The 20,846-nt window shown below is 71.5% G+C and carries 15 protein-coding genes; 3 read left to right on the forward strand and 12 right to left on the reverse strand.

From position 1 onward, the window contains the following. Positions 1-26 precede the first annotated feature (26 nt). The 11 genes from secG to uvrA form a co-directional block, all read right to left on the reverse strand. Complete coding sequence (secG, locus tag AC0VXQ_RS05660; protein ID WP_263619119.1) at positions 27-266, reverse strand: preprotein translocase subunit SecG; 240 nt, start codon at positions 264-266, stop codon at positions 27-29. Between the two features lie 209 nt (positions 267-475). Further along, entirely contained in the window at positions 476-1,288 is an 813-nt protein-coding gene (gene tpiA / locus AC0VXQ_RS05665; protein ID WP_058730510.1) for a triose-phosphate isomerase, read from the reverse strand. Between the two features lie 50 nt (positions 1,289-1,338). Next, positions 1,339-2,562, reverse strand: a complete 1,224-nt coding sequence (locus tag AC0VXQ_RS05670; protein WP_475527945.1) for a phosphoglycerate kinase — start codon at positions 2,560-2,562, stop codon at positions 1,339-1,341. Positions 2,563-2,614: 52 nt separating this feature from the next. Then, positions 2,615-3,619, reverse strand: coding sequence for a type I glyceraldehyde-3-phosphate dehydrogenase (gap, locus tag AC0VXQ_RS05675; protein ID WP_058730512.1), 1,005 nt, complete (start codon positions 3,617-3,619; stop codon positions 2,615-2,617). A gap of 323 nt (positions 3,620-3,942) precedes the next feature. Continuing rightward, the gene (gene whiA, locus AC0VXQ_RS05680) at positions 3,943-4,914 is read right to left on the reverse strand and encodes a DNA-binding protein WhiA (protein WP_058730513.1); all 972 of its coding nucleotides are present in this window, start codon (positions 4,912-4,914) and stop codon (positions 3,943-3,945) included. Between the two features lie 109 nt (positions 4,915-5,023). Next, a complete protein-coding gene (locus AC0VXQ_RS05685) occupies positions 5,024-6,049 on the reverse strand; it encodes a gluconeogenesis factor YvcK family protein (RefSeq protein ID WP_058743508.1) in 1,026 nt (341 codons plus the stop codon). A gap of 4 nt (positions 6,050-6,053) precedes the next feature. After that, positions 6,054-6,905 (reverse strand): RNase adapter RapZ, encoded by an 852-nt coding sequence (gene rapZ, locus AC0VXQ_RS05690; protein ID WP_081046244.1) that lies wholly within the window; start codon positions 6,903-6,905, stop codon positions 6,054-6,056. A 249-nt stretch (positions 6,906-7,154) separates the two neighbouring features. Beyond that, a complete protein-coding gene (gene uvrC, locus AC0VXQ_RS05695) occupies positions 7,155-9,176 on the reverse strand; it encodes an excinuclease ABC subunit UvrC (RefSeq protein ID WP_061225643.1) in 2,022 nt (673 codons plus the stop codon). Positions 9,177-9,227: 51 nt separating this feature from the next. Then, the gene (locus AC0VXQ_RS05700) at positions 9,228-9,914 is read right to left on the reverse strand and encodes a lysophospholipid acyltransferase family protein (protein WP_061225644.1); all 687 of its coding nucleotides are present in this window, start codon (positions 9,912-9,914) and stop codon (positions 9,228-9,230) included. Between the two features lie 128 nt (positions 9,915-10,042). Further along, positions 10,043-10,771 (reverse strand): HAD family hydrolase, encoded by a 729-nt coding sequence (locus AC0VXQ_RS05705; RefSeq protein ID WP_196826263.1) that lies wholly within the window; start codon positions 10,769-10,771, stop codon positions 10,043-10,045. After that, positions 10,768-13,674, reverse strand: a complete 2,907-nt coding sequence (uvrA, locus tag AC0VXQ_RS05710) for an excinuclease ABC subunit UvrA (protein ID WP_064725489.1) — start codon at positions 13,672-13,674, stop codon at positions 10,768-10,770. The genes AC0VXQ_RS05705 and uvrA overlap by 4 nt, the downstream gene beginning before the upstream one ends. Before the next feature lie 281 nt (positions 13,675-13,955). On the opposite strand from uvrA, the gene AC0VXQ_RS05715 reads away from it, so the two are divergent. Further along, a complete protein-coding gene (locus AC0VXQ_RS05715) occupies positions 13,956-14,624 on the forward strand; it encodes an MBL fold metallo-hydrolase (protein ID WP_100462935.1) in 669 nt (222 codons plus the stop codon). Between the two features lie 134 nt (positions 14,625-14,758). Here the strand turns inward: AC0VXQ_RS05715 and AC0VXQ_RS05720 are convergent, their stop codons facing one another. Then, the gene (locus AC0VXQ_RS05720) at positions 14,759-16,453 is read right to left on the reverse strand and encodes a formate--tetrahydrofolate ligase (RefSeq protein ID WP_196826265.1); all 1,695 of its coding nucleotides are present in this window, start codon (positions 16,451-16,453) and stop codon (positions 14,759-14,761) included. Between the two features lie 140 nt (positions 16,454-16,593). On the opposite strand from AC0VXQ_RS05720, the gene AC0VXQ_RS05725 reads away from it, so the two are divergent. Both AC0VXQ_RS05725 and AC0VXQ_RS05730 read left to right on the forward strand, forming a co-directional pair. Further along, the gene (locus AC0VXQ_RS05725; RefSeq protein ID WP_475527946.1) at positions 16,594-19,266 is read left to right on the forward strand and encodes a DEAD/DEAH box helicase; all 2,673 of its coding nucleotides are present in this window, start codon (positions 16,594-16,596) and stop codon (positions 19,264-19,266) included. Continuing rightward, on the forward strand, positions 19,263-20,684 hold the full coding sequence (locus tag AC0VXQ_RS05730) for an alpha/beta fold hydrolase (RefSeq protein WP_475527947.1): 1,422 nt from the start codon (positions 19,263-19,265) through the stop codon (positions 20,682-20,684). Before AC0VXQ_RS05725 ends, AC0VXQ_RS05730 begins: the two co-directional genes overlap by 4 nt. Positions 20,685-20,846: the final 162 nt, after the last annotated feature.

Consider the following 20,846-nt stretch of genomic DNA (forward strand, 5'->3'; position numbering starts at 1 on the left):
GGTCCGGGCGACACCGCCCGTGGTGCTCACACCGCGTCGAAGCGCAGCACCAGGCCGTAGCCGATGATCGCGAAGACCCAGATGAGGATCGTCGTGACGGTCAGGCGCACCAGGTTGCGCGAGGCGACGCCGGAGGAGTTCAGGGAGCTGGTCATCCCGCCGCCGAACATGTCCGACAGCCCCCCGCCCTTGCCCTTGTTGAGCAGGACGAAGAAGATCGTCATGATGCTGGTCAGCACGATCACGCCCAGCAGGATCCAGCGCAGCGTCTCCACGGGTGTTCCAGGCCTTTCCTCGGCGGGCGGTGCCGGCGCCTCGAGCGCTCCGGCTCACCGCCGCGCATGATGTTCGCGGGTGTCCTCGCCCCACTGTACGCCATCGGGCGCGCGGGACTCGGGTGGGCGCAAGCCCGAGGCCGCCCGCGGGGATCATCCGATCCGACCGGGGCGGCCTCGGGCTCATGAGAGCGGGTGGCTCATGCCACCACGTGCTTCTCGAAGCGGGCGATGTTGGCGAACTCCTCCGCCTTCAGGGAGGCCCCGCCGACCAGGACGCCGTCGACGTCCTTCTCCGCCAGCGTGCCGGCCGCGGTCGCGGCCTTGACGGAGCCGCCGTAGAGGATCCGGATCTTCCCGGCGGTCTCCTCATCGAACAGCTCGGCCAGCTGCCCGCGGATGGCCGCGGACATCTCCTGGGCGTCCTCGGGGCCGGCGGTCTCGCCCGTGCCGATGGCCCAGACGGGCTCGTACGCGACGACGAGGCTTGCGGCCTGCTCCTTGGTGAGCCCGTCGAGGGAGCCGCGCAGCTGCTCGAGGGTGTAGGAGACGTGGTTGCCGGCCTTGCGCTCCTCCAGGCCCTCGCCCACGCACAGCACGGGGGTGAGCCCATGGCGGTAGGCCGCCTGGACCTTCTGGGCGCACAGCGCATCGGACTCGTGGTGGATGCTGCGGCGCTCGGAGTGCCCGACCAGCACGTAGGAGCACTCCAGCTTGGCGAGGAACTGCCCGGAGATGTCACCGGTGTAGGCCCCGGAGTCCTGCTCGGAGAGGTCCTGCCCGCCGTAGGCGATGCTCAGCTTGTCCCCGGCCACCAGGCTCTGCACGGAGCGCAGGTCGGTGAACGGCGGGAAGACGGCCACCTCGACGCGGTCGTAGTCGAAGTTCGCGTCATCCAGGGTCCAGGCGAGCTTCTGCAGCAGCGCCACGCCCTCGGAGTGATCCATGTTCATCTTCCAGTTGCCGGCGATCAGCGGCTTCCGGTCGAAGCTCCCGTTGGTCTGGGTGGTCATGCGGATGGTCCTTTCGGGTCGTCTGCTCTCGGTGCGGTGGGGATCCGGGCTCAGGCGCCCAGGGCCTCGAGACCCGGCAGGGTCTTACCCTCGATGAACTCCAGGGAGGCCCCGCCCCCGGTGGAGATGTGCCCGAACTCGTCGTCCGAGAAGCCGAGGTTGCGCACCGCGGAGGCGGAGTCGCCGCCGCCGATCACGCTGAAGGCGTCGGAGTCGGCGATGGCCCGGGCGATGGCCTCGGTGCCCTTGGCGAAGGCGGGCATCTCGAACACGCCCATGGGGCCGTTCCAGAAGATGGTGCGGGCGTCCTTGATCCGCTCGGAGAACAGCTTGACCGTCTCGGTTCCGATGTCCAGGCCCTCGCCCTCGGGGCCGATCTTCCCGCCCTCGAGGTCCTCCACGGGGCGGATCTCGTGCTCGGCGTCGGCGGCGAAGTCCGCGGCCCAGGTGACGTCCACGGGCAGCACGATCTCGGTGCCCTTCTCCTTCGCCTCGGCCAGGTACCGCTTGACGGTGTCGATCTGGTCCTTCTCGAGGATGGACTTGCCGACCGCGTGACCCTGCGCGGCGGCGAAGGTGTAGCTCATGCCGCCGCCGATCAGGAGGGCATCGGCCTTGCCGATGAGGTTCTCGATCACGGCGAGCTTGTCGGAGACCTTGGCCCCGCCCATCACGACCACGAAGGGCCGCTGTGGGTCCTCGGTGATCCGCTTGAGGACCTCCAGCTCGGTCTTGACGAGGTCGCCCAGGTAGGCCGGCAACTTCCGGGCGACGTCGTAGACGGAGGCGTGCTTCCGGTGCACGGCGCCGAAGGCATCGTCCACGTAGGCGCCGTCCTGACCCGTCAGGGCCACGAGCTCGTCGGCGAACGCCTCGCGCTCGGCGTCGTCCTTGGAGGTCTCCCGGGGGTCGAAGCGCACGTTCTCGACGACGAGGACCTCGCCGTCGGACAGCGCCTCGGCCTTGGCACGGGCGTCATCCCCCACGACGTCCTCCGCGAGCTGCACGGGGAAATCCGCGAGCTCACGGAGGCGGTCGGCCGCGGGCTTGAGGGAGTACTTGGGGTTGTGCTCCCCCTTGGGCCGACCGAGGTGGGCGGTCACGATGACCCGGGCACCGGCGCCGGTCAGCTTCTCGAACACGGGCAGGGACGCCCTGATGCGTCCGTCGTCCGTGACCTGCTGTCCGTCCAGCGGGACGTTGAGGTCGGACCGGACCAGGATCCGGCGTCCCTTCACGCCCGCGTCGATCAGTTCATCCAGTGCCTGTGCCATCGCTTGCTCCCTTGCCTCGCGTCGAAAGGTGATGTTCCCGCTCAGTCCGCGCTTACAGCGCGGCGGCGATCTTGTTGGTGAACTTCACCGTGCGGGAGGTGAAGCCCCACTCGTTGTCGTACCACGCGAAGACCTTGACCTGGCCGTTCAGCACGGAGGTCAGCTGCGCGTCGAAGACCGTGGAGATCTCCTCGCCGACGATGTCGGTGGAGACGATCGGGTCCTCGGTGTACTTGATGATGCCCTGGTACTCGCCCTCGGCGGCCTCCTTGACGGCGGCGTTGATCTCCTCGACGGTGGCGTCCTTCTCCAGGGTCAGGGACAGGTCCACGATGGAGCCGGTGATGGTCGGCACGCGGAAGGCCATGCCGTCCAGCTTGCCGGCGACCGGCTCGTAGACCTTGCCCACGGTGCGGGCGGCGCCGGTGGAGGTCGGGATCATGTTCACGGCCGCGGCCCGGGCGCGACGCAGATCCTTGTGGGGGGCGTCCTGCAGGCGCTGGTCCGCTGTGTAGGAGTGGATGGTGGTCATCAGGCCGGACTTGATGCCGAACTTCTGGTCCATCACCTTGGCCAGCGGGGCCAGGCAGTTGGTGGTGCAGGAGGCGTTGGAGACGACGTTGTGCTTCTCGGCATCGTAGGTGTCGTCGTTCACGCCCATGACGAAGGTGCCGTCCAGGTTGGTGCCCGGGGCGGAGACGATGACCTTCTTGGCGCCGGCCTCGATGTGGGCCTTGGCCTTGTTGCCGTCGGTGAACAGACCGGTGGACTCCAGGACGATGTCCACGCCCAGGTCCTTCCACGGCAGGTTGGCCGGGTCCTTCTCGGACAGGACCTTGATCTCCTTGCCGTCGACGACGATGTTGCCGTCCTTGACGGACACCTCGGCCTTCAGCGGCCCGAGGATGGAGTCGTACTTGAGGAGGTGAGCCAGGGTCTCCGGGGAGGTGAGGTCGTTGACGGCGACGATCTCGATGTTCTCGCCCTGCTCCCGCACGGCGCGGAAGTAGTTGCGCCCGATGCGTCCGAAGCCGTTGATGCCGATGCGTACAGTCACTGTGATCAAACTCCTCAGTTTGAGTATTCGTGGTCGAGGGGACCCGCGGGGGCCTCCCCAGGTCCGGACCCGGCGGCGGGTGGAACCGCCCTCGCATCCGGTGCTGGTTCCAGCCTAGTGGATCGCGTGTGTGTTTGGGTGCGATTCCGGGGGTGAATTTTGTTTCCGGTGGGATTTCACACCCTCCGAGCCCTCCTTCTCGTGACGCCCGCCACCGAAATGGCCGTCTCCCGGGCCGCTGAGCCGCCGGATCTGGGATCGTGTGGGTTTCTCATCGCCGATGGCGAACAGCGCGGGCGGCGCGGCGTCATCGACGCGCGGGCTCACCGGCCCGCGGCGTCCTGCTCCTCGCCCGCCCGCGCCTGCTCGGCCTCGGCCGTGCGCCGGGCCAGGGCCAGCAGCCGCCGGATCCGCCCGGCGATCGCGTCCTTGGTCAGCGGCGGATCCGCCAGGCGCCCCAGCTCATCCAAGCTCGCGTGTCGGTGCTCCAGTCGCAGCCTCCCGGCCTCGCGCAGATGCTCCGGGACGTCATCGCCCAGGATCTCCAGGGCGCGCTCGACCCGCGCCCCGGCGGTCACGGCCGCCTGCGCGGAGCGCCGGAGGTTGGCGTCGTCGAAGTTGGCCAGCCGGTTGGCCGTGCCGCGCACCTCCCGGTGGACGCGGCCCTTCTCCCAGCGGCGCAGCGCCCGGGTGGCCCCCAGGGCGCGCAGCAGCGCGCAGATCCCGGCGCCGTCGCGCACGAGCACCCGGTCAGCCCCCCGGGACTCCCGGGCCTTGGCCAGCACGTCCAGGCGCCGGGCGCAGCCGACCAGAGCCAGGGCCGCCTCGGAGCCCGGGCAGGTGAACTCCAGGGCGGCGGAGCGGCCCGGCTCCGTCAGGGATCCGCGGGCCAGGAAGGCCCCGCGCAGGGCGGCGGCCGCATCATCGACGGAGCCGTTGACCACGGCCGAGGGCAGCCCGCGCACCGGCCGACCCCGGGCATCCAGCAGGCCCGTCTGGCGCGCCAGGGCCTCCGCGCCCCGGTCGATGCGCAGGACGTAGTGCCCGCCCTTCTTCAGCGCGCCGCCGGCCACCGAGTACAGCCGTCCCGTCTGCCCGTACAGCTCCCCGATCTCCGCGAGCAGCCGCCGCCCGGTGGGCAGGTGATCCAGCTCGGCCTCGATGACGATGCGCCCGCCGACCAGGTGCAGACCCCCGGCGAAGCGCAGCAGCGCGGCGGTCTGCGCCTGGCGCGCGGAAGCCCGGGGCGTCTCCAGGCCTGCCAGCTCGTCCTTAGCCAGTGCGGTCAGGGCCATGGTGGGGGATTCCTCTCCGAAGGGGGTCTGGGCCGGGTGCCCGCGGTGAGACGGCGCTCAGCGGAGGCACCGGCCGGGATGGTCAGTGGGTGGGGTCAGTCGCGGGGCCTCAGTCGTGAGGCGCCGCGGGCGGGCTGAGCACGGGCTCCTCGGGCAGGCCCATGGCCTCCTGGTAGGCCGCGGCCAGGCGCAGGTGGCTGTGCACGTCCTCCCCGCGGCGCCGACGCAGCGACTGGCTGACCAGCCGCGCGCCGCGTTCGCGCACCGCCGCGTCGAACCCCTGCGGATCCGACAGGGCCGAGGGGTCCGCGACGACGGCGTCGATCTGCAGGCCGGGAGCGTACCGCTCCAGGACCTCCAGGTGCCCGACGGCACCCAGTCCGGCGGTCTCGCGCCGCTCCATCGCGAGGTTCATGCACACGCACACCCGCGCCGCGGAGGAGCAGATCGCCTCCCGCAGCTCCGGCAGCAGCAGGTGCGGGATGACCGAGGTGTACCAGGATCCGGGGCCCAGCACGAGCCAGTCCGCCGCGCGGATCGCCTCCAGCGCTTCGGGGCAGGCCCGGGCCTCGGCCGGCTCCAGGCTGATCCGCTCGACGCGCTCGGCGGTGGCCAGGCGCGCCTGGCCCGTGATCCGCTTCGGGGCGCCCTGATGGTCCCGCACCCACCCGGAGACCACGAGGGGATCCACCGCCATCGGCAGGACCCGCCCGCGGGCCTTCAGCAGCTGGGAGGCCCAGTCCAGTCCGGCCACCGGGTCATCCAGCAGCTGCCACAGGCTCAGCAGCAGCAGGTTGCCCATCGCGTGCCCGTCCAGCTCCCCCGAGGAACCGGGCAGGGTCGAGAAGCGATGCTGCATCGCCTCCCGCCACAGGTGCCCCCACGCGGAGTCGTCGCACAAGGCGGACAGCGCCATGCGCAGGTCCCCCGGCGGCAGCACGTCGAACTGCTCCCGCAGCCGCCCGGAGGAGCCGCCGTCATCGGCGACCGTGACCACCGCGGTCAGCTGCGGGGTGAGCAGGCGCAGCGCCGAGAGCGAGGCGTAGAGCCCGTGGCCCCCGCCGAGGGCGACGACGCGCGGGGCGCCGGCCCCGGCCTCCGGGACGGCCTCGCCCCGGGATCCGATCGCGGCCACGGCGCTACTCCCGCCCCAGATCGCGGTGCTGGACGTTCACGGTGACGTTGGGCAGGCCCTTGAGCCGCCGGGCCAGCTCCTCGGTCACCGCGACCGAGCGGTGCTTGCCGCCGGTGCAGCCGATCGCGATGGTCGCGTAGTGCTTGTTCTCCGAGCGGTAGCCGGCGATCACGGGCTTCAGCGCCTCGGCGTACTGGTCCACGAAGGTCTGGGCGCCGCTGTCCTTGAGCACGAAGTCCCGCACCTCCGGGTCCTGGCCCGTCTTGGGCCGCAGGGCGGGAACCCAGTGCGGGTTGGGGACGAAGCGCATATCGGCCATGAAGTTCGCATCGGCCGGCACCCCGTACTTGAAGCCGAAGCTCATGACCGTCAGGTTCACCACCGAGGGGCCCGTGGCCGAGTAGGTGCGGGAGATGACCTTGGACAGCTCGTGCACGTTGTACTCCGAGGTGTCCAGCACGACGTCGGCCCGGCGCTTGAGATCGGCCAGCAGCTCCCGCTCGGCGTGGATCCCGTCCAGGATGCGCCCCTCCCCCTGCAGCGGGTGGGGGCGGCGCTGGGCCTCGTAGCGGGCGATGATCGCCTGATCCGAGGCGTCGAGGAAGAGCACCGTGTACTCGACCGGGGCGGCGTTGAGCACGTCCAGGGCCTCGCGGAAGTTCTCGAACAGGGCGGTGCCCCGGATGTCGATGATCACGGCCAGGCGCGGCATGGCCTTGGGGCTGCGCGCCACCAGATCCACCAGGGGGGTGAGCATCTGCGGCGGCAGGTTGTCCACGACGTACCAGCCGTTGTCCTCCAGCGTGTGCGCGGCGGTCGAGCGCCCGGCCCCGGAGATCCCGGTGATCACGAGCATCTCCGACTGGGCGGCGGGCTTCTGGGGCACGAGCGGATCATTCCCGGCGTCGGGGGCGGGGGTCTCGGACCGGTCGCGGGGCGGTTGTGGGGCGGATGCTGAGGGGGGCTGCTGCGAGGTCACCGGGTGCTCGTCTCCTGCTGGGTCGTGCCTGTGGTCAGGGGCGCGTCCCCGGACGGGGGAAGCGGGACGCGGCTGCCCCTCCAGGATACTCCGGCGCCCCAAGACCCCAGGGCCCCAAGGCCCCGATCAGGCGCCGTCGGCGGCCGGTGCCGGTCCCGATGCCGATTCCGGCTGCGGATCCGGCGCCGGTTCCGGCTCCTCGGCGCGCAGGTGCTCCTGCACGGCCTCGGCCAGCTTCGGCCCGATCCCGCGCACCCGGGTGAGCTGCTCGACGTCGGCCTCCCGGATGGCCTGCAGCGTGCCGAACTGCGCCAGCAGCGCATCCCGGCGGGCGGCCCCGAGCCCCGGGATCCCGTCCAGGGCCGAGGAGAGCATGGCCTTGCCGCGCTTGGAGCGGTGGAAGGTGATCGCGAACCGGTGGGCCTCATCGCGCAGGCGCTGCAGCAGGAACAACCCCTGCGAGGCGCGCGGCAGGATGACCGGGAAGTCGTCGTCCGGCACCCAGATCTCCTCCAGGCGCTTGGCCAGCCCGACCACCGCGACGTCGGAGATCCCCAGCTCGTCCAGGGCCTGGCGGGCCGCGGCGACCTGCGGGGGCCCGCCGTCCACGACGACGAGATTGGGCGGGTAGGCGAAGCGCTGCGGCTCCGGGGCCCCGGCCTGCTCGGCGTCGATCTGCCCGGTGCGCACCCCCGCCCGGGCCCGCTCCTCCTGATCCGCCAGGTGGCGCTTGAAGCGGCGGGTGATGACGTCGTGCATCGAGGCGGTGTCGTCGCGGGCCGCCTCCCCGCGGATGGAGAACTTGCGGTACTCGGATTTGCGGGGCAGCCCGTCCTCGAAGACCACCATGGAGGCCACCACGTTGGTGCCCTGCACGTGGGAGATGTCGTAGCACTCGATGCGCATCAGCGGGTCCGGCAGCCCCAGGGCCTCCTGCAGCTCCTGCAGGGAGGCGCTGCGGGTGGTCAGGTCCCCGGCCCGGCGGGACTTGTGCAGCATCAGGGACTGCTTGGCGTTGTCCGCGACGGTGCCCATCAGCTGCGCCCGCTCCCCGCGCTGCGGCACGGAGATCCGGACACGCGAGCCGCGCAGTCCCGTCAGCCACTGCTCCAGCTGCTCGCGGTTGCTGGGCAGCACGGGCACCAGCACGGTGCGGGGGATCTCGTGGGCGCTGGTCTCGTCCTCATGCGGGGTGGAGGCCAGGGTCACGGCCGATTCCCCGTAGACCTGCTGCAGCAGCTGCTCGACCATCTCCCCCGGGGTGAGGTCCTCGACCTTCTCCACGATCCACCCGCGCTGGCCGCGGATGCGCCCGCCGCGCACGTGGAAGACCTGGGCGGCGGCCTCCAGCTCGTCCTCGTGGAAGGCGAACAGGTCCGCGTCCACCGAATCCGAGAGCACGACGGCGTTGCGCTCGAAGGCGGTGCGCAGGGCCTGGATGTCATCGCGCAGCCGGGCGGCGACCTCGAAGTCCATCTCCTCCGCCGCCCGGTGCATCCGCCGGGTCAGCTCCCGGATGAACCGCTCGGAGTCCCCCGCCATGAACCGGCAGAGTCGATCGGCCAGCTCTCGGTGGTCCTCCGCGGAGATGCGCCCGACGCACGGGGCGGAGCACTTGTCGATGTACCCGAGCAGGCAGGGCCGATCCTGCTGCTCGGCGCGGCGGAACACCGCCCCGGAGCAGGTGCGCACGGGGAAGACCCGCAGCAGGGCGTCCAGGGTCTCGCGGATGGCCCACGCCTGGGAGAACGGCCCGAAGTAGCGGGTGCCCTTCTTCTTCTCCCCGCGCATCACCTGCGCGCGGGGGTACTTCTCGGCCATGGACACCGCGAGGTACGGGTAGGACTTGTCGTCCCGGTATTTGATGTTGAACCGCGGGGTGTACTGCTTGATCCAGGTGTATTCCAGCTGCAGGGATTCCAGCTCGGAGGCCACCACGGTCCATTCGACCCCGGCCGCGGTGTGGACCATCGCGTAGGTCTTCGGCGCCAGCTGCTCGGGTTTGGCGAAGTAGCTGGTCAGCCGGTTGCGCAGGTTCTTGGCCTTGCCCACGTAGATGACCCGCCCGACGTCGTCCCGGAAGCGGTACACGCCGGGGTCGGTGGGGATGTCCCCCGTGCGGGGCCGGTAGGTCGCCGGATCGGCCATGGGAAGGGTGTCCTCCTGAGTGCTCGGGCACCGGGTCCTCCCCGCGGGACGTCAGGCGCCGGCGTCCTTGGCCAGGGAGGGCGAGGTGTTGTATTCGTTCTTGCGCGGCTGCCCGCACAGGCGGGCGATCTCGTCCATGATCGCGTCCGTGGTGGCCCGCCGCTGGGCCCCGGACTGCTTCTCGCCGAGCTTCTCGAAGCTCATCGGCTCGCCGACGCGCACCGTGAAGCGCACCGGGCGCAGCAGCTTCGTGCCGGGCGGCTGGATCCGCTCGGTGCCGATCAGCCCGACGGGGACGACGGGGGCGCCGGTCATGTGCGCCAGCCACGCCACCCCGATCTTGCCGCGGTAGAGGTAGCCGTCCAGGGAGCGGGTGCCCTCCGGGTAGATCCCGAAGACCCCGCCGCGCTCCAGGCGCTCCAGGCCGATCTCCAGGGCCTTGAGCCGTTCGATCTGATCCGCGCGGTTCACGGGGATGATGTCGATCAGCTCGAAGATCCGCTTCATCAGCCGACCCTTGAACCCCGGGGAGTTCACGTACTCGGCCTTCGCCAGGAAGGCCACCCGCCGCGGCATGAGCGCGGAGATGATGACGGAGTCCAGGAAGGCCCGGTGGTTGGAGGCCACGATCACGGGACCGGAGGCGGGGAAGCGCTTCAGACCGGTGACCCTGGCCCGGAAGACGGTCTTGATCAGGCCGGTCACGGCCGTCTGCGTCAGCCGGTACAGCTTCTCCATGGGTCTGGTCAGGGTCCTTCCCTCATCCGAGCCGGCGACCTCGCCGGTGTGGTGCGCGTGTCATGAACACTGTACATTTCCCCGACACCGGCTCCCACCCCCGGGCGCGGCACGTCACGGCGGCGAGGTCATCCCGTCCCCTCCAGCCGCAGGTCGCAGCGCCGGGCCAGCTGGGCCCGCAGCGCGTCGACGTCCTCCGCGACGGCGGCGGCCCCGTGTGCGGTGAGCTCTCCGGGGGCGGCGAACCCCCAGGCCACCCCGACGCAGTCCAGGCCGTGGACCCGGGCGCCCTCGACGTCGTACTCCCGGTCCCCGACCATCACGGTGCGCCGCGGATCGGCCGCCAGCCCGCGCCGGGCCAGCAGGTCCAGGGCGCGGGCGATGACCCCGGCCTTGTCCACGGGCAGGTGGGCGGTCTCCGAGCGCAGCTCATCCCTCGCCCCGGAGATGACGTCCGCGAGGGCGTCCAGCCCGAAGTGCGCGGCGATCCGCTCGGCGCTGGGCTGCGGCTTCTGGGTGGCCAGGGCCACCGCGGCCCCCGCGGCGCGCAGGTCCCGCAGCAGCTGCGCCACCCCGGGGTAGAGCCGGGAGTCCCGGGCAGCCCGGGCGGGATACGCCTCGCGGTAGGCGGCCAGGGCGGCGCGGCGCTCGGCCGGGGAGAGGTCCGTGTGCCGCTCCAGGCCCACCGAGGCGGGCGGCCCTACGAACCGGCGCAGCGTGGCCTCCTCCGGGCGCGGATGGCCCTGGGCCTGGATGGCCTCGGCGATGGTCTCGGTGATGGCCCCGGCCGGATCCAGCAGGGTCCCGTCCAGGTCGAACAGCACCGCCGGGACGGATCCGGCGGGAGCGCCGCTCACGCGCCGTGCCCGTCGTCGTCGGCCCCGAGGATCTCCGCCAGGAAGCGCCCGGTGTGGCTGCCCGGCTCCTGGGCGACCTGCTCCGGGGTGCCCTGGGCGATGACCTGCCCGCCGCCGGAGCCGCCCTCCGGACCCATGTCCACGATCCAGTCCGCGGATTTGATGACGTCCAGGTTGTGTTCGATCGTCAGGACGGTGTTGCCCTTGTCCACGAGGGACTGCAGGACCTTGAGCAGCTTGGCGATGTCCTCGAAGTGCAGGCCCGTGGTCGGCTCATCCAGCACGTAGATGGTCCGCCCGTTGGAGCGCTTCTGCAGCTCGGAGGCGAGCTTGACCCGCTGGGCCTCACCCCCGGAGAGGGTGGGGGCGGGCTGACCCAGCCGGATGTAGCCGAGCCCGACGTCGACGAGGGTGTTCAGGTGCCGGGCGATCGGGGTGAAGGCGGAGAAGAACTCGGCGGCCTCCTCCACGGGCATGTCCAGCACCTCGGCGATGTTCTTGCCCTTGTAGCGGATCTCCAGGGTCTCCCGGTTGTACCGGGCCCCGTGGCAGACCTCGCACGGCACGTACACGTCGGGCAGGAAGTTCATCTCGATCTTCAGCGTCCCGTCCCCGGCGCAGGCCTCGCAGCGCCCGCCCTTGACGTTGAAGGAGAAGCGCCCCGGCTGGTAGCCGCGCACCTTGGCCTCGTTGGTCTCGGCGAACAGCCGCCGGATGTGGTCGAAGACCCCCGTGTAGGTGGCGGGGTTGGAGCGGGGCATCCGGCCGATGGGGCTCTGATCCACGTGCACGATCTTGTCCAGGTGCTCCAGGCCCTCCACCCGCCGGTGCCGACCCGGAACCTGCTTGGCGCCGTTGAGCCGGTTGGCCAGCGCGGTGTAGAGGATGTCGTTGACCAGGGTGGACTTGCCCGAGCCGGAGACCCCGGTGACGGCGGTGAGCACGCCCAGGGGGAAGGACACCGTGACGTCGCGCAGGTTGTTCTCCTTCGCCCCGACCACCTTCACCATCCGCTTGCGGTCCACCGGGCGCCGCCGCGCGGGCACCGCGATCTGACGGCGCCCGGACAGGTAGGCCCCGGTCAGGGACTCCCGGTTCTCCAGCAGCTGCCGGTACGGCCCGGAGTGCACGATGCGCCCGCCGTGCTCGCCCGCGCCGGGTCCGACGTCGACCACCCAGTCGGATTCCCGGATGGTGTCCTCATCGTGCTCCACGACGATCAGGGTGTTGCCCATGTCCCGCAGCTTGGTCAGGGTCTCGATCAGCCGCCGGTTGTCCCGCTGGTGCAGGCCTATCGAGGGCTCGTCCAGGACGTAGAGGACCCCGACCAGCCCGGAGCCGATCTGGGTGGCCAGGCGGATGCGCTGGGCCTCCCCGCCGGACAGGGTCGCGGCCGCCCGGTCCAGGGTCAGGTAGTCCAGGCCGACGTCGAGCAGGAACTGCAGCCGGGCATTGATCTCCTTGAGCACCTGCTCGGCGATGTGCCGCTCGCGCTCATCCAGGCGCAGCCCGGCCATGAACTCCTGGGCCCCGGTCATCGGCATCGCGGTGACCTCGGCGATGGACTTCCCGCCCACGTGCACCGCGAGCATCGTCGGGTTCAGCCGGGCGCCGCCGCAGGCCGGGCACGGGGTCTGGCGCATGTACTGCTCGTAGCGGTCCTTGGCCCAGTCGGACTCGGTCTCCTCGTGCTTGCGCTGGATGTACGCGTAGACGCCCTCGAAGCCGGAGGTGTAGCGCCGCTCGCGGCCGAAGCGGTTGCGGTAGGCGACCTCCACCTTGAAGTCCTTGCCGTGCAGGATCGCCCGGCGGGCCTTCTTCGGCAGCTCCTCCCACGGGGTGTTCAGGTCGAAGCCGACCTCCCGGCCGAGCCCGCCGAGCAGACGCAGCCAGTACTCGGTGGTGGACTTGCCCTGGGACCACGGGGCGATGGCCCCCTCCCCCAGGGTCTTCTCCGGGTCGGGGACCACCAGGGACTCGTCGACCTCCAGCCGGGAGCCGATGCCGTCGCACTCGGGACAGGCGCCGAAGGGGCTGTTGAAGGAGAAGGAGCGCGGCTCGATCTCGGTCTGGCCCAGCTCGTGGCCGTTGGGGCAGGCGAGGTTCTCGCTGTAGGTGCGGCTGCGCGCCTCGGAGTCCTCGGGCTCGTCCACCCAGTCGATGGTCACTCGCCCCTCGGCCAGACCCAGGGCGGTCTCGATGGAGTCCGTGAGCCGCTGGTGGGCGGAGTCCTTGATGGCGATGCGGTCCACGACCACGGAGATGGTGTGCTTGTACTGCTTCTTCAGGCTCGGCGGCTCGGTGAGTCGGATCTGCTCCCCGTCCACCACGGCCCGGGAGTAGCCCTGCTGGGCCAGGGAGGAGAACAGGTCCTGGAACTCGCCCTTGCGGGCGCGGACCACCGGGGCGAGGACCTGCAGGCGGGTCCGCTCCGGGCGGGTCATCAGCTGGTCCACGATCTGCTGCGGGGTCTGCTTCTCGATCGGCTCCCCGCAGACCGGGCAGTGGGGGTGCCCGATGCGCGCCCAGAGCAGGCGCATGTAATCGTAGATCTCGGTGATGGTGCCGACCGTCGAGCGGGGGTTCTTGGAGGTGGACTTCTGATCGATGGACACCGCCGGGGACAGGCCCTCGATGAAGTCGACGTCGGGCTTGTCCACCTGGCCGAGGAACATCCGGGCGTAGGCGGACAGGGATTCGACGTAGCGGCGCTGGCCCTCGGCGAAGATGGTGTCGAAGGCCAGGGAGGACTTGCCGGAGCCGGACAGACCGGTGAACACCACCATGGCGTTGCGGGGGATCCGCAGGTCCACGGTGCGCAGGTTGTTCTCCCGCGCCCCCTTGACGATGATCTCGGTGGGGTCCTGGGCGCCCGCGGCGGGCGCGGCGGCGGTGGTGCTCATGGGTGCGGGAGGGCTCCCTTCCGGGTTGGGGGCGGCGCGGTCGCCGGGCATTCGAAGATCTATTCTACGGCTCGCGAAGCTGTCCGGAACGACCGCCGGGCGGATTTCCCTCACCGGCGAACGCACCGGCCCGCCCCTTCCGCGCCCCATGAGCCCGGCAGGGGTCGCGGCGTGTCCGAGGCTCACGGGCGCGGGTCCACGGGTGCGGAGGGGCGGTCGCGTTGCGCGTGCGTCACGCGCGTGTTGCGGGGGCGGGGCCGCGGGGCCCTAGAATCGTGCGCATGATGGCACTCGCGACCGAGAAGCTCGACCTGTCCGAGGTGACGATCCGGTGGATCAGCGTCTCCTCGATGGACAACAACGTGTACCTGATGACCTGCCGCTCCACCGGGGCCCAGCTGCTGATCGACGCGGCCGATGAGCCGGAGCGGATCTCCGGGTTGGTGGCCGCCGGGCGCGAGGACGTCTCCGGGTCCTGCACCTGCTGCGGCAACGTGCAGCTGATCGTGACCACGCATTCGCACTGGGATCACGTGCGGGCGCTGGCGGAGATCCGCTCCCGCTCGGAGGCCCTGACCGCCTGCGGGGCGCGGGACGAGCAGGACATCGACGTGCCGATGGACATCACCTTCCAGGACGGGGACACCGCGGATCTGGAGGGCTTCTCCCTCAAGGTCATCGAGCTGCGCGGGCACACCCCCGGCTCGATCGCCCTGGCCTACGAGGACCCGGCCGGGCGCACCGTGATCTTCACGGGCGACTCCCTGTTCCCCGGCGGGGTGGGCAAGACCGACTCTCCCGAGGCCTTCCGCGCCCTGCTGCACGATGTGCGCACCAAGATCTTCGACGTCTACGACGACGACACCCTCATCCTGCCCGGTCACGGCGAGTCCACGACTCTGGGAGCCGAGCGCCCGCACCTGGACGAGTGGGAGCGGCGCGGCTGGTGAGCCGCGGATCGGCAGCCGGGAGCGTGGTCTCGGCCGATCGCTGATCCCTCCCCCGCCCTCCCGACGACGCCGCGACGCCCCGTCGACCGCCCTCGTGCGAGCGGTCGACGGGGCGTCGTCGCGCCTGAACCGGCTCAGAACAGCCCGTGCACGGCGCCGTCGGCGTCGAGCCCGATGCGCTCGGCCGCCGGGGAGGCGGACAGCCCCGGCATGGTGCGCATGGTCCCGCAGATCGCGTAGACGTAGCCGGCCCCGGCGGCCAGGCGCACCTCCCGCACGGGCAGGCGCCATCCCGTGGGGGCGCCCTTCCGGGTGGGATCCGCGGTCAGGGACAGGTGCGTCTTGGCGATGACCACGGGCAGGTCCCCGTAGCCCTGCTCTTCGCAGCGGGCCAGCTGGCGGGCAGCCGCCGGGGCGATCTCCAGCCCGTCGGCCCCGTAGACCTTCCGGGCCACGGCGTCGAGCTTGTCCGTCAGGGAATCCTCGGGGGCGTAGGTGGGCACCAGCTCGTGCGGCTGCTCGCAGGCCTCGGCCACGGCGTCGGCCAGCTCGGTGGCGCCGTCTCCACCGCGGGCCACGCCCTCGTGCACGGCCACCCGCGCCCCGGCCCGCTCGGCGATCTCCCGGATGACGGCGTGCTCGCTGGGGTGGTCGGTAGGGAAGGCGTTGATCGCCACGACGGCGCTGATGCCGAAGCCGCGCAGGATCGCCAGGTGCTTGAGCAGGTTCGGGGCCCCGGCGCGCACGTCCTCGGGGTTCTCGGCCAGCAGCTCCTCGGGCAGGGGCTTGCCGGGCACGATCCGGTGGCGTCCGGAGTGGGCCTTCAGCGCCCGGACGGTGACCACGAGGACCGCGGCGTCCGGGGTCAGCCCGGAGACCCGGCACTTGACGTTGACGAAGCGCTCGGCACCCATGTCCGCTCCGAATCCGGCCTCGGTGATGACGTAGTCGGCGTGCTCCAGGGCGGCGTAGTCGGCGAGGATCGAGGAGTTGCCGGTGGCGATGTTGCCGAAGGGCCCGGTGTGGATCAGGGCGGGGACCCCTTCGAGGGTCTGCATCAGGTTCGGGTGGATCGCGTCGGCCAGCAGGGCCGCCAGCGCGCCGTCGGCCTTCAGGTCCTCGGCGGTCACGGGCGCGCCGTCCCGGGTGGAGGCCACGACGATGCGGGCCAGCCGGGCCTTCAGATCCGCCAGATCCGTGGCCAGGGAGAGGATGACCATGATCTCGCTGGCCGAGGTGATGTCGAAGCCGCTCTGGCGGGTGACCCCGTCCTGGCGCTCACCCAGGCCGATGACGACGTGGCGCAGGGAGCGGTCGTTGATGTCCAGGACGCGCCGCCACGTGATGCTGCGCTCGTCGATGTCCAGGGCGTTGCCGTGGTGCAGATGGTTGTCCAGCAGCGCCGCGAGCATGTTGTGCGCGGCGGTGACGGCGTGGAAGTCCCCGGTCAGGTGCAGGTTGAGCTTGTCCATGGGGATGACCTGCGAGTACCCGCCGCCGGCGGCCCCGCCCTTGATCCCGAAGGTCGGGCCCAGGGAGGGCTGGCGCAGGGTGAGCATCGCGGAGCGGCCGGTGCGCGCCATGCCCTGGGCCAGGGAGACGGAGGTGGCGGTCTTGCCCTCCCCCAGCGGCGTCGGAGTGATGGCGGTGACCAGGACGTAGCGGCCGCGACGCCGTTCGGGGGCGGCGTCGGCGGCGGGCAGGAGCTTGGCGACGTGGCGGCCGTAGGGCTCCAGCCGGTCGCGCTCGATGCCGGCGGTCGCGGCGATCTCCTCGATGGGCCGGGGCTGGGCCTGCTGGGCGATCTCGAGGTCGGAGGGCATGCTCATGGGGACTCCCGTCGTCGTGGGGATGGGTGCGTTCCCTCTCCAGTATGGTGGCGGCGGGACCCAACCCGGCCGAGGCGGCGGGGTCGGGTCGGGCGGGCGCAAGCGGGGCCGACCCGGGCGGGTCGGTAGACTCGGGCCCGATGAGACTGCTCGAAGCCCTGGACCCCCGCCTCGCCGATGACGACCGCCGCTACTTCCGGGGAGATTTCGCCTCGAATCCGCTGACCGCGGAGGAGATCGCCGACGGCTTCTCCCGGTGGATCGACTCCCGGGGGATGCAGCTGTACCCGGCGCAGGAGGAGGCGGTGCTGGAGCTGGCCTCCGGGGCCAACGTCATCCTGGCCACCCCGACCGGCTCCGGGAAGTCCACGGTCGCGGTGGCCGCGCACTTCACGGGCCTGGCCCGCGGGCAGCGCTCCTACTACACGGCGCCGATCAAGGCGCTGGTCTCGGAGAAGTTCTTCGACCTGTGCGCGATCTTCGGCGCGCAGAACGTCGGGATGGTCACCGGGGACTCCTCGATCAACGCCGGTGCGCCGATCGTGTGCTGCACCGCGGAGATCCTGGCGAACGTGGTGCTGCGCGAGGGCGCGGGGGCCGATCTGTGCCAGGTGGTCATGGACGAGTTCCACTTCTACTCGGATCCCCAGCGGGGCTGGGCGTGGCAGGTGCCGCTGCTGGAGCTGCCGCAGGCGCAGTTCCTGCTGATGTCCGCGACCCTGGGGGATGTGACCCGGTTCCGGCGGGAGCTGAGCGAGCTGACGGGCCGGGAGACGGCCTACGTGACCTCCTCGGAGCGGCCGATCCCGCTGCACTACTACTACTCGGAGCAGCCCGTGCACGAGGCCATCGAGGAGCTGGTGCGCACGGACCGGGCCCCGGTGTACGTGGTCCACTTCTCCCAGGCCCAGGCCATGGAGCAGGCCCAGGCGCTGATGAGCATCGCGGTGCTGTCCAAGGAGGAGCAGCAGGCGGTCTCCGAGGCGATCGCGGGCTTCCGGTTCTCGGCGGGCTTCGGCAAGACCCTGAACAAGCTGGTGCGCCACGGCATCGGGGTGCACCACGCCGGGATGCTGCCCAAGTACCGGCGGCTGGTCGAGCAGCTGGCCCAGCGCGGGCTGCTGAAGGTCATCTGCGGCACGGACACCCTCGGCGTCGGCATCAACGTGCCGATCCGCACGGTGCTGATCACGGCCCTGTCCAAGTTCGACGGACGCCGCACCCGGCGGCTGAAGGCCCGGGAGTTCCACCAGATCGCCGGACGGGCCGGGCGGGCCGGATATGACACGGCCGGGACCGTCGTCGTGCAGGCCCCGGAGCACGAGATCGAGAACGCGAAGCTGCTGGAGAAGGCCAGGAACCGCTTCGGGGAGGACGAGAAGCGGATCGAGCAGTCCCTGCGGGGCAAGCGGAAGAAGCCCCCGCAGGGCTTCGTGACGTGGTCGCGCCAGACCTTCGAGCAGCTGGTGGCCGCCGAGCCTGAGCCGCTGACCAGCTCCTTCGGGGTGACCCACTCGATGCTGCTGAACCTGCTGCACCGGCCCGGGGACCCCTTCGCCGCGGCCGGCCGGCTGCTGCGGGAGAACCACGAGACCCCGGCCCGGCAGCGGGAGATGATCCGCCGGGCCCTGGGCATCTACCGGGAGCTGCTGGCTGCCGGCGTCCTGCGCCGCCTGGATCGCCCGGATGAGGAGGGCCGCCCGGTGGCGCTGACCGTGCAGCTGCAGGAGGACTTCGCGCTGAACCAGCCGCTGTCCCCCTTCGCCCTGGCGGCCCTGGAGCTGCTGGATCGGGAGTCGCCGGACTACGCGCTGGACGCCGTCTCCGTGATCGAGGCGACCCTGGATGACCCGCGGCAGGTGCTCATCGGCCAGGAGCGCAAGGCCCGCGGGGAGGCCATCGCCGCGATGAAGGCCGAGGGCATGGAGTACACGGAGCGGATGAACGCCGCGGACCGGATCACCTACCCGCAGCCCCTGGCCGAGCTGCTGGAGCAGGCCTTCGAGACCTACCGCTCCGGGGCGCCGTGGATCGCGGAGTTCGAGCTGTCCCCGAAGTCGGTGGTGCGGGACATGTACGAGCGGGCCATGTCCTTCGGCCAGTACGTGCAGTTCTACGAGCTGTCCCGCTCGGAGGGCATCCTGCTGCGCTACCTCTCGGACGCCTACCGGGCCCTGCGCCAGACGGTGCCCCCGGCGGCGCTGACCGAGCAGCTGGAGGATCTCATCGCGTGGCTGGGCGAGCTGATCCGGCAGACGGACAACTCCCTGATCGACGAGTGGGAGCGAATGAGCGCCGGGCAGGACGCGGCACCCGCGCCGGAATCCCTGGAGGAGCTGGTGGCCGAATCCGCCCCGAAGGTCACGGACAACCCGCGGGCCTTCCGCGTCATGGTGCGCAACGCCCTGTTCCGGCGAGTGGAGCTGTTCGCCGACGAGCGCGAGCGCACCCTGGGCTCCCTGGACGGGGACTCCGGGTGGGATGCCGACCGGTGGGCGGATGCGATGGACGAGTACTTCGAGACCTACGACGACCTGTTCACCGATGCCCAGGCGCGCTCCCCGCAGCACCTGATGATCGATGACTCGCAGCCCGGGATCTGGCGGGTGCGGCAGGCCTTCGCGGATCCGGAGGAGGCCTACGACCACGGGATCACGGCGGTGGTGGATCTGGCGGCCTCGGATGAGGCGGGCGCCCCGGTGCTGCGCATCGGGCGCGTCGGTCCCTTCGCCGAGGCCGGACCGCTGGAGGCCGCGGAGGACCTGCTGGATGGGGAGTCGCCTCTCGATGGCACCTTGGGGGCACGGCGATGAGCCGGGTCCTGCCGGTGCCCGGTGCGGCACCCGTGCCCCACCGGGCCGGTCCCGTGCACGAGGTCGGGAGCCTGCGGCTGAGCGAGCATCGGTTCCGGGTGCCGCTGGCCCACGCCCGGGCTTGGACCCACCCGGAGGATCCGGCGGTGCCGGAGGCGGTGGCGGACCGGGAGATCGAGGTCTTCGCCCGGGTGGCCTCGAGCACGGATCCGGAGGCGCCGGTGCCGGTCCAGCGGCGGCCGTATCTGGTGTATCTGCAGGGCGGGCCGGGCATGGCCTCGCCGCGCCCGGCGTCGGATTCCGGGTGGCTGGGGCTGCTCGCCCCGCACTACCGGGTGGTGCTGCTGGATCAGCGCGGCACGGGCCTGTCCACCCCGCTCAGCGCAGGTTCCCTGGCGCGGGAGGGCGACGCCGCGGCGCAGGCGGCGTACCTGGAGCATTTCCGCGCTCCGGACATCGTGGCCGATGCGGAGGCGGTGCGCGCGACGCTGCTGGCCGGGGAGCCGGAGACCCGGTGGGCGAGCCTGGGGCAGAGCTTCGGCGGCTTTCTGACCCTGACCTATCTGTCCTTCGCCCCGGAGTCCCTGCTGCACTGCTGGATGACCGCGGGCCTGGCCCCGATCCATCGGAGCTCCGAGGAGGTCTACCGGGCGACGTACCGAAGGATGGCCGAGCGCAGCCGGGAGTTCCACTCCTGGTACCCGGAGGATGCCGAGCGGGCCGGGCGCATCGCGGATCTGCTGGCGGGGCGGGAGGTGCTGCTGCCGGATGGGTCTCCGCTGAGCCCGGAGCGGTTCCAGAGCGTCGGGATGCTGCTGGGCGGCACCGGCCGGGTGCACCGGCTGCACTATCTGCTGGAGTCGGCCTTCGCCGAGGGCCCGGACGGCCTCGCGGAGGGCTTCCTGGCGGAGGCGGCCGGCGTCGTCGGCTTCACGGGGCACCCGCTGTACGCCCTGATGCACGAGGCCATCTACGCGGATGGCCCGGGCACGGCGACGGCGTGGGCGGCGCAGCGGGTGCGGAAGGAGCTGCCGGAGTTCTCCCCGGCGGCCCGCCCGCTGCTGTTCACCGGGGAGATGATCCAGCCGTGGCACTTCCGCCTGGACCCGGCGCTGCGCCGGCTGCGGGAAGTCGCCGAGCTGCTGGCGGCCAAGGAGGACTGGGGACGGCTGTACGACCTCTCGGTCCTGCGGGGCAACGAGGTGCCGGTGGCGGCCAGCGCCTATGAGCATGACGTCTACGTGGACTTCGACGCGGCCCGGCAGACGGCGGCGTCGGTGGGCGCCCTGGACCTGTGGACCTCCCCGACGCTGCACCACGACGCCCTGGGCAACGACTCCCGGGAGGTGCTGCACGGGCTGGGTGAGCTCCTGACCCGGGCCGGGGCCCTGCCGGGCAATCCGGTGTCGCCCGCGTGAGGTCCGGGGCGGCCCTGAACGCGGCCCTGAGCGGACGCAGACGGTCATCTGCCCGGTCCCCATGTGGCGCCGGGTACACTGACGTGCAGGTTCCCGGGCGCCCACCCCGGTCCCGCCCGATCCTCGGCGCGGGACCCGAGGCACCCTCTCCCGGAAGGAGCA

This window comes from Rothia sp. QJM3NY_36, assembly GCF_056173115.1.

Excerpts from the sequence above, each read along its gene's own strand:
- tpiA (WP_058730510.1), bottom strand. The coding sequence starts at position 1,288 with ATGACCACCCAGACCAACGGGAGCTTCGACCGGAAGCCGCTGATCGCC.
- AC0VXQ_RS05670 (WP_475527945.1), bottom strand. The coding sequence starts at position 2,562 with ATGGCACAGGCACTGGATGAACTGATCGACGCGGGCGTGAAGGGACGC.
- whiA (WP_058730513.1), bottom strand. The coding sequence starts at position 4,914 with ATGGCCCTGACCGCACTGGCTAAGGACGAGCTGGCAGGCCTGGAGACG.
- rapZ (WP_081046244.1), bottom strand. The coding sequence starts at position 6,905 with ATGCTCGTGATCACCGGGATCTCCGGGGCCGGGCGCTCGACCGCCGCG.
- uvrC (WP_061225643.1), bottom strand. The coding sequence starts at position 9,176 with ATGGCCGATCCGGCGACCTACCGGCCCCGCACGGGGGACATCCCCACC.
- AC0VXQ_RS05700 (WP_061225644.1), bottom strand. The coding sequence starts at position 9,914 with ATGGAGAAGCTGTACCGGCTGACGCAGACGGCCGTGACCGGCCTGATC.
- uvrA (WP_064725489.1), bottom strand. The coding sequence starts at position 13,674 with ATGAGCACCACCGCCGCCGCGCCCGCCGCGGGCGCCCAGGACCCCACC.
- AC0VXQ_RS05715 (WP_100462935.1), top strand. The coding sequence starts at position 13,956 with ATGATGGCACTCGCGACCGAGAAGCTCGACCTGTCCGAGGTGACGATC.
- AC0VXQ_RS05720 (WP_196826265.1), bottom strand. The coding sequence starts at position 16,453 with ATGAGCATGCCCTCCGACCTCGAGATCGCCCAGCAGGCCCAGCCCCGG.
- AC0VXQ_RS05725 (WP_475527946.1), top strand. The coding sequence starts at position 16,594 with ATGAGACTGCTCGAAGCCCTGGACCCCCGCCTCGCCGATGACGACCGC.
- AC0VXQ_RS05730 (WP_475527947.1), top strand. The coding sequence starts at position 19,263 with ATGAGCCGGGTCCTGCCGGTGCCCGGTGCGGCACCCGTGCCCCACCGG.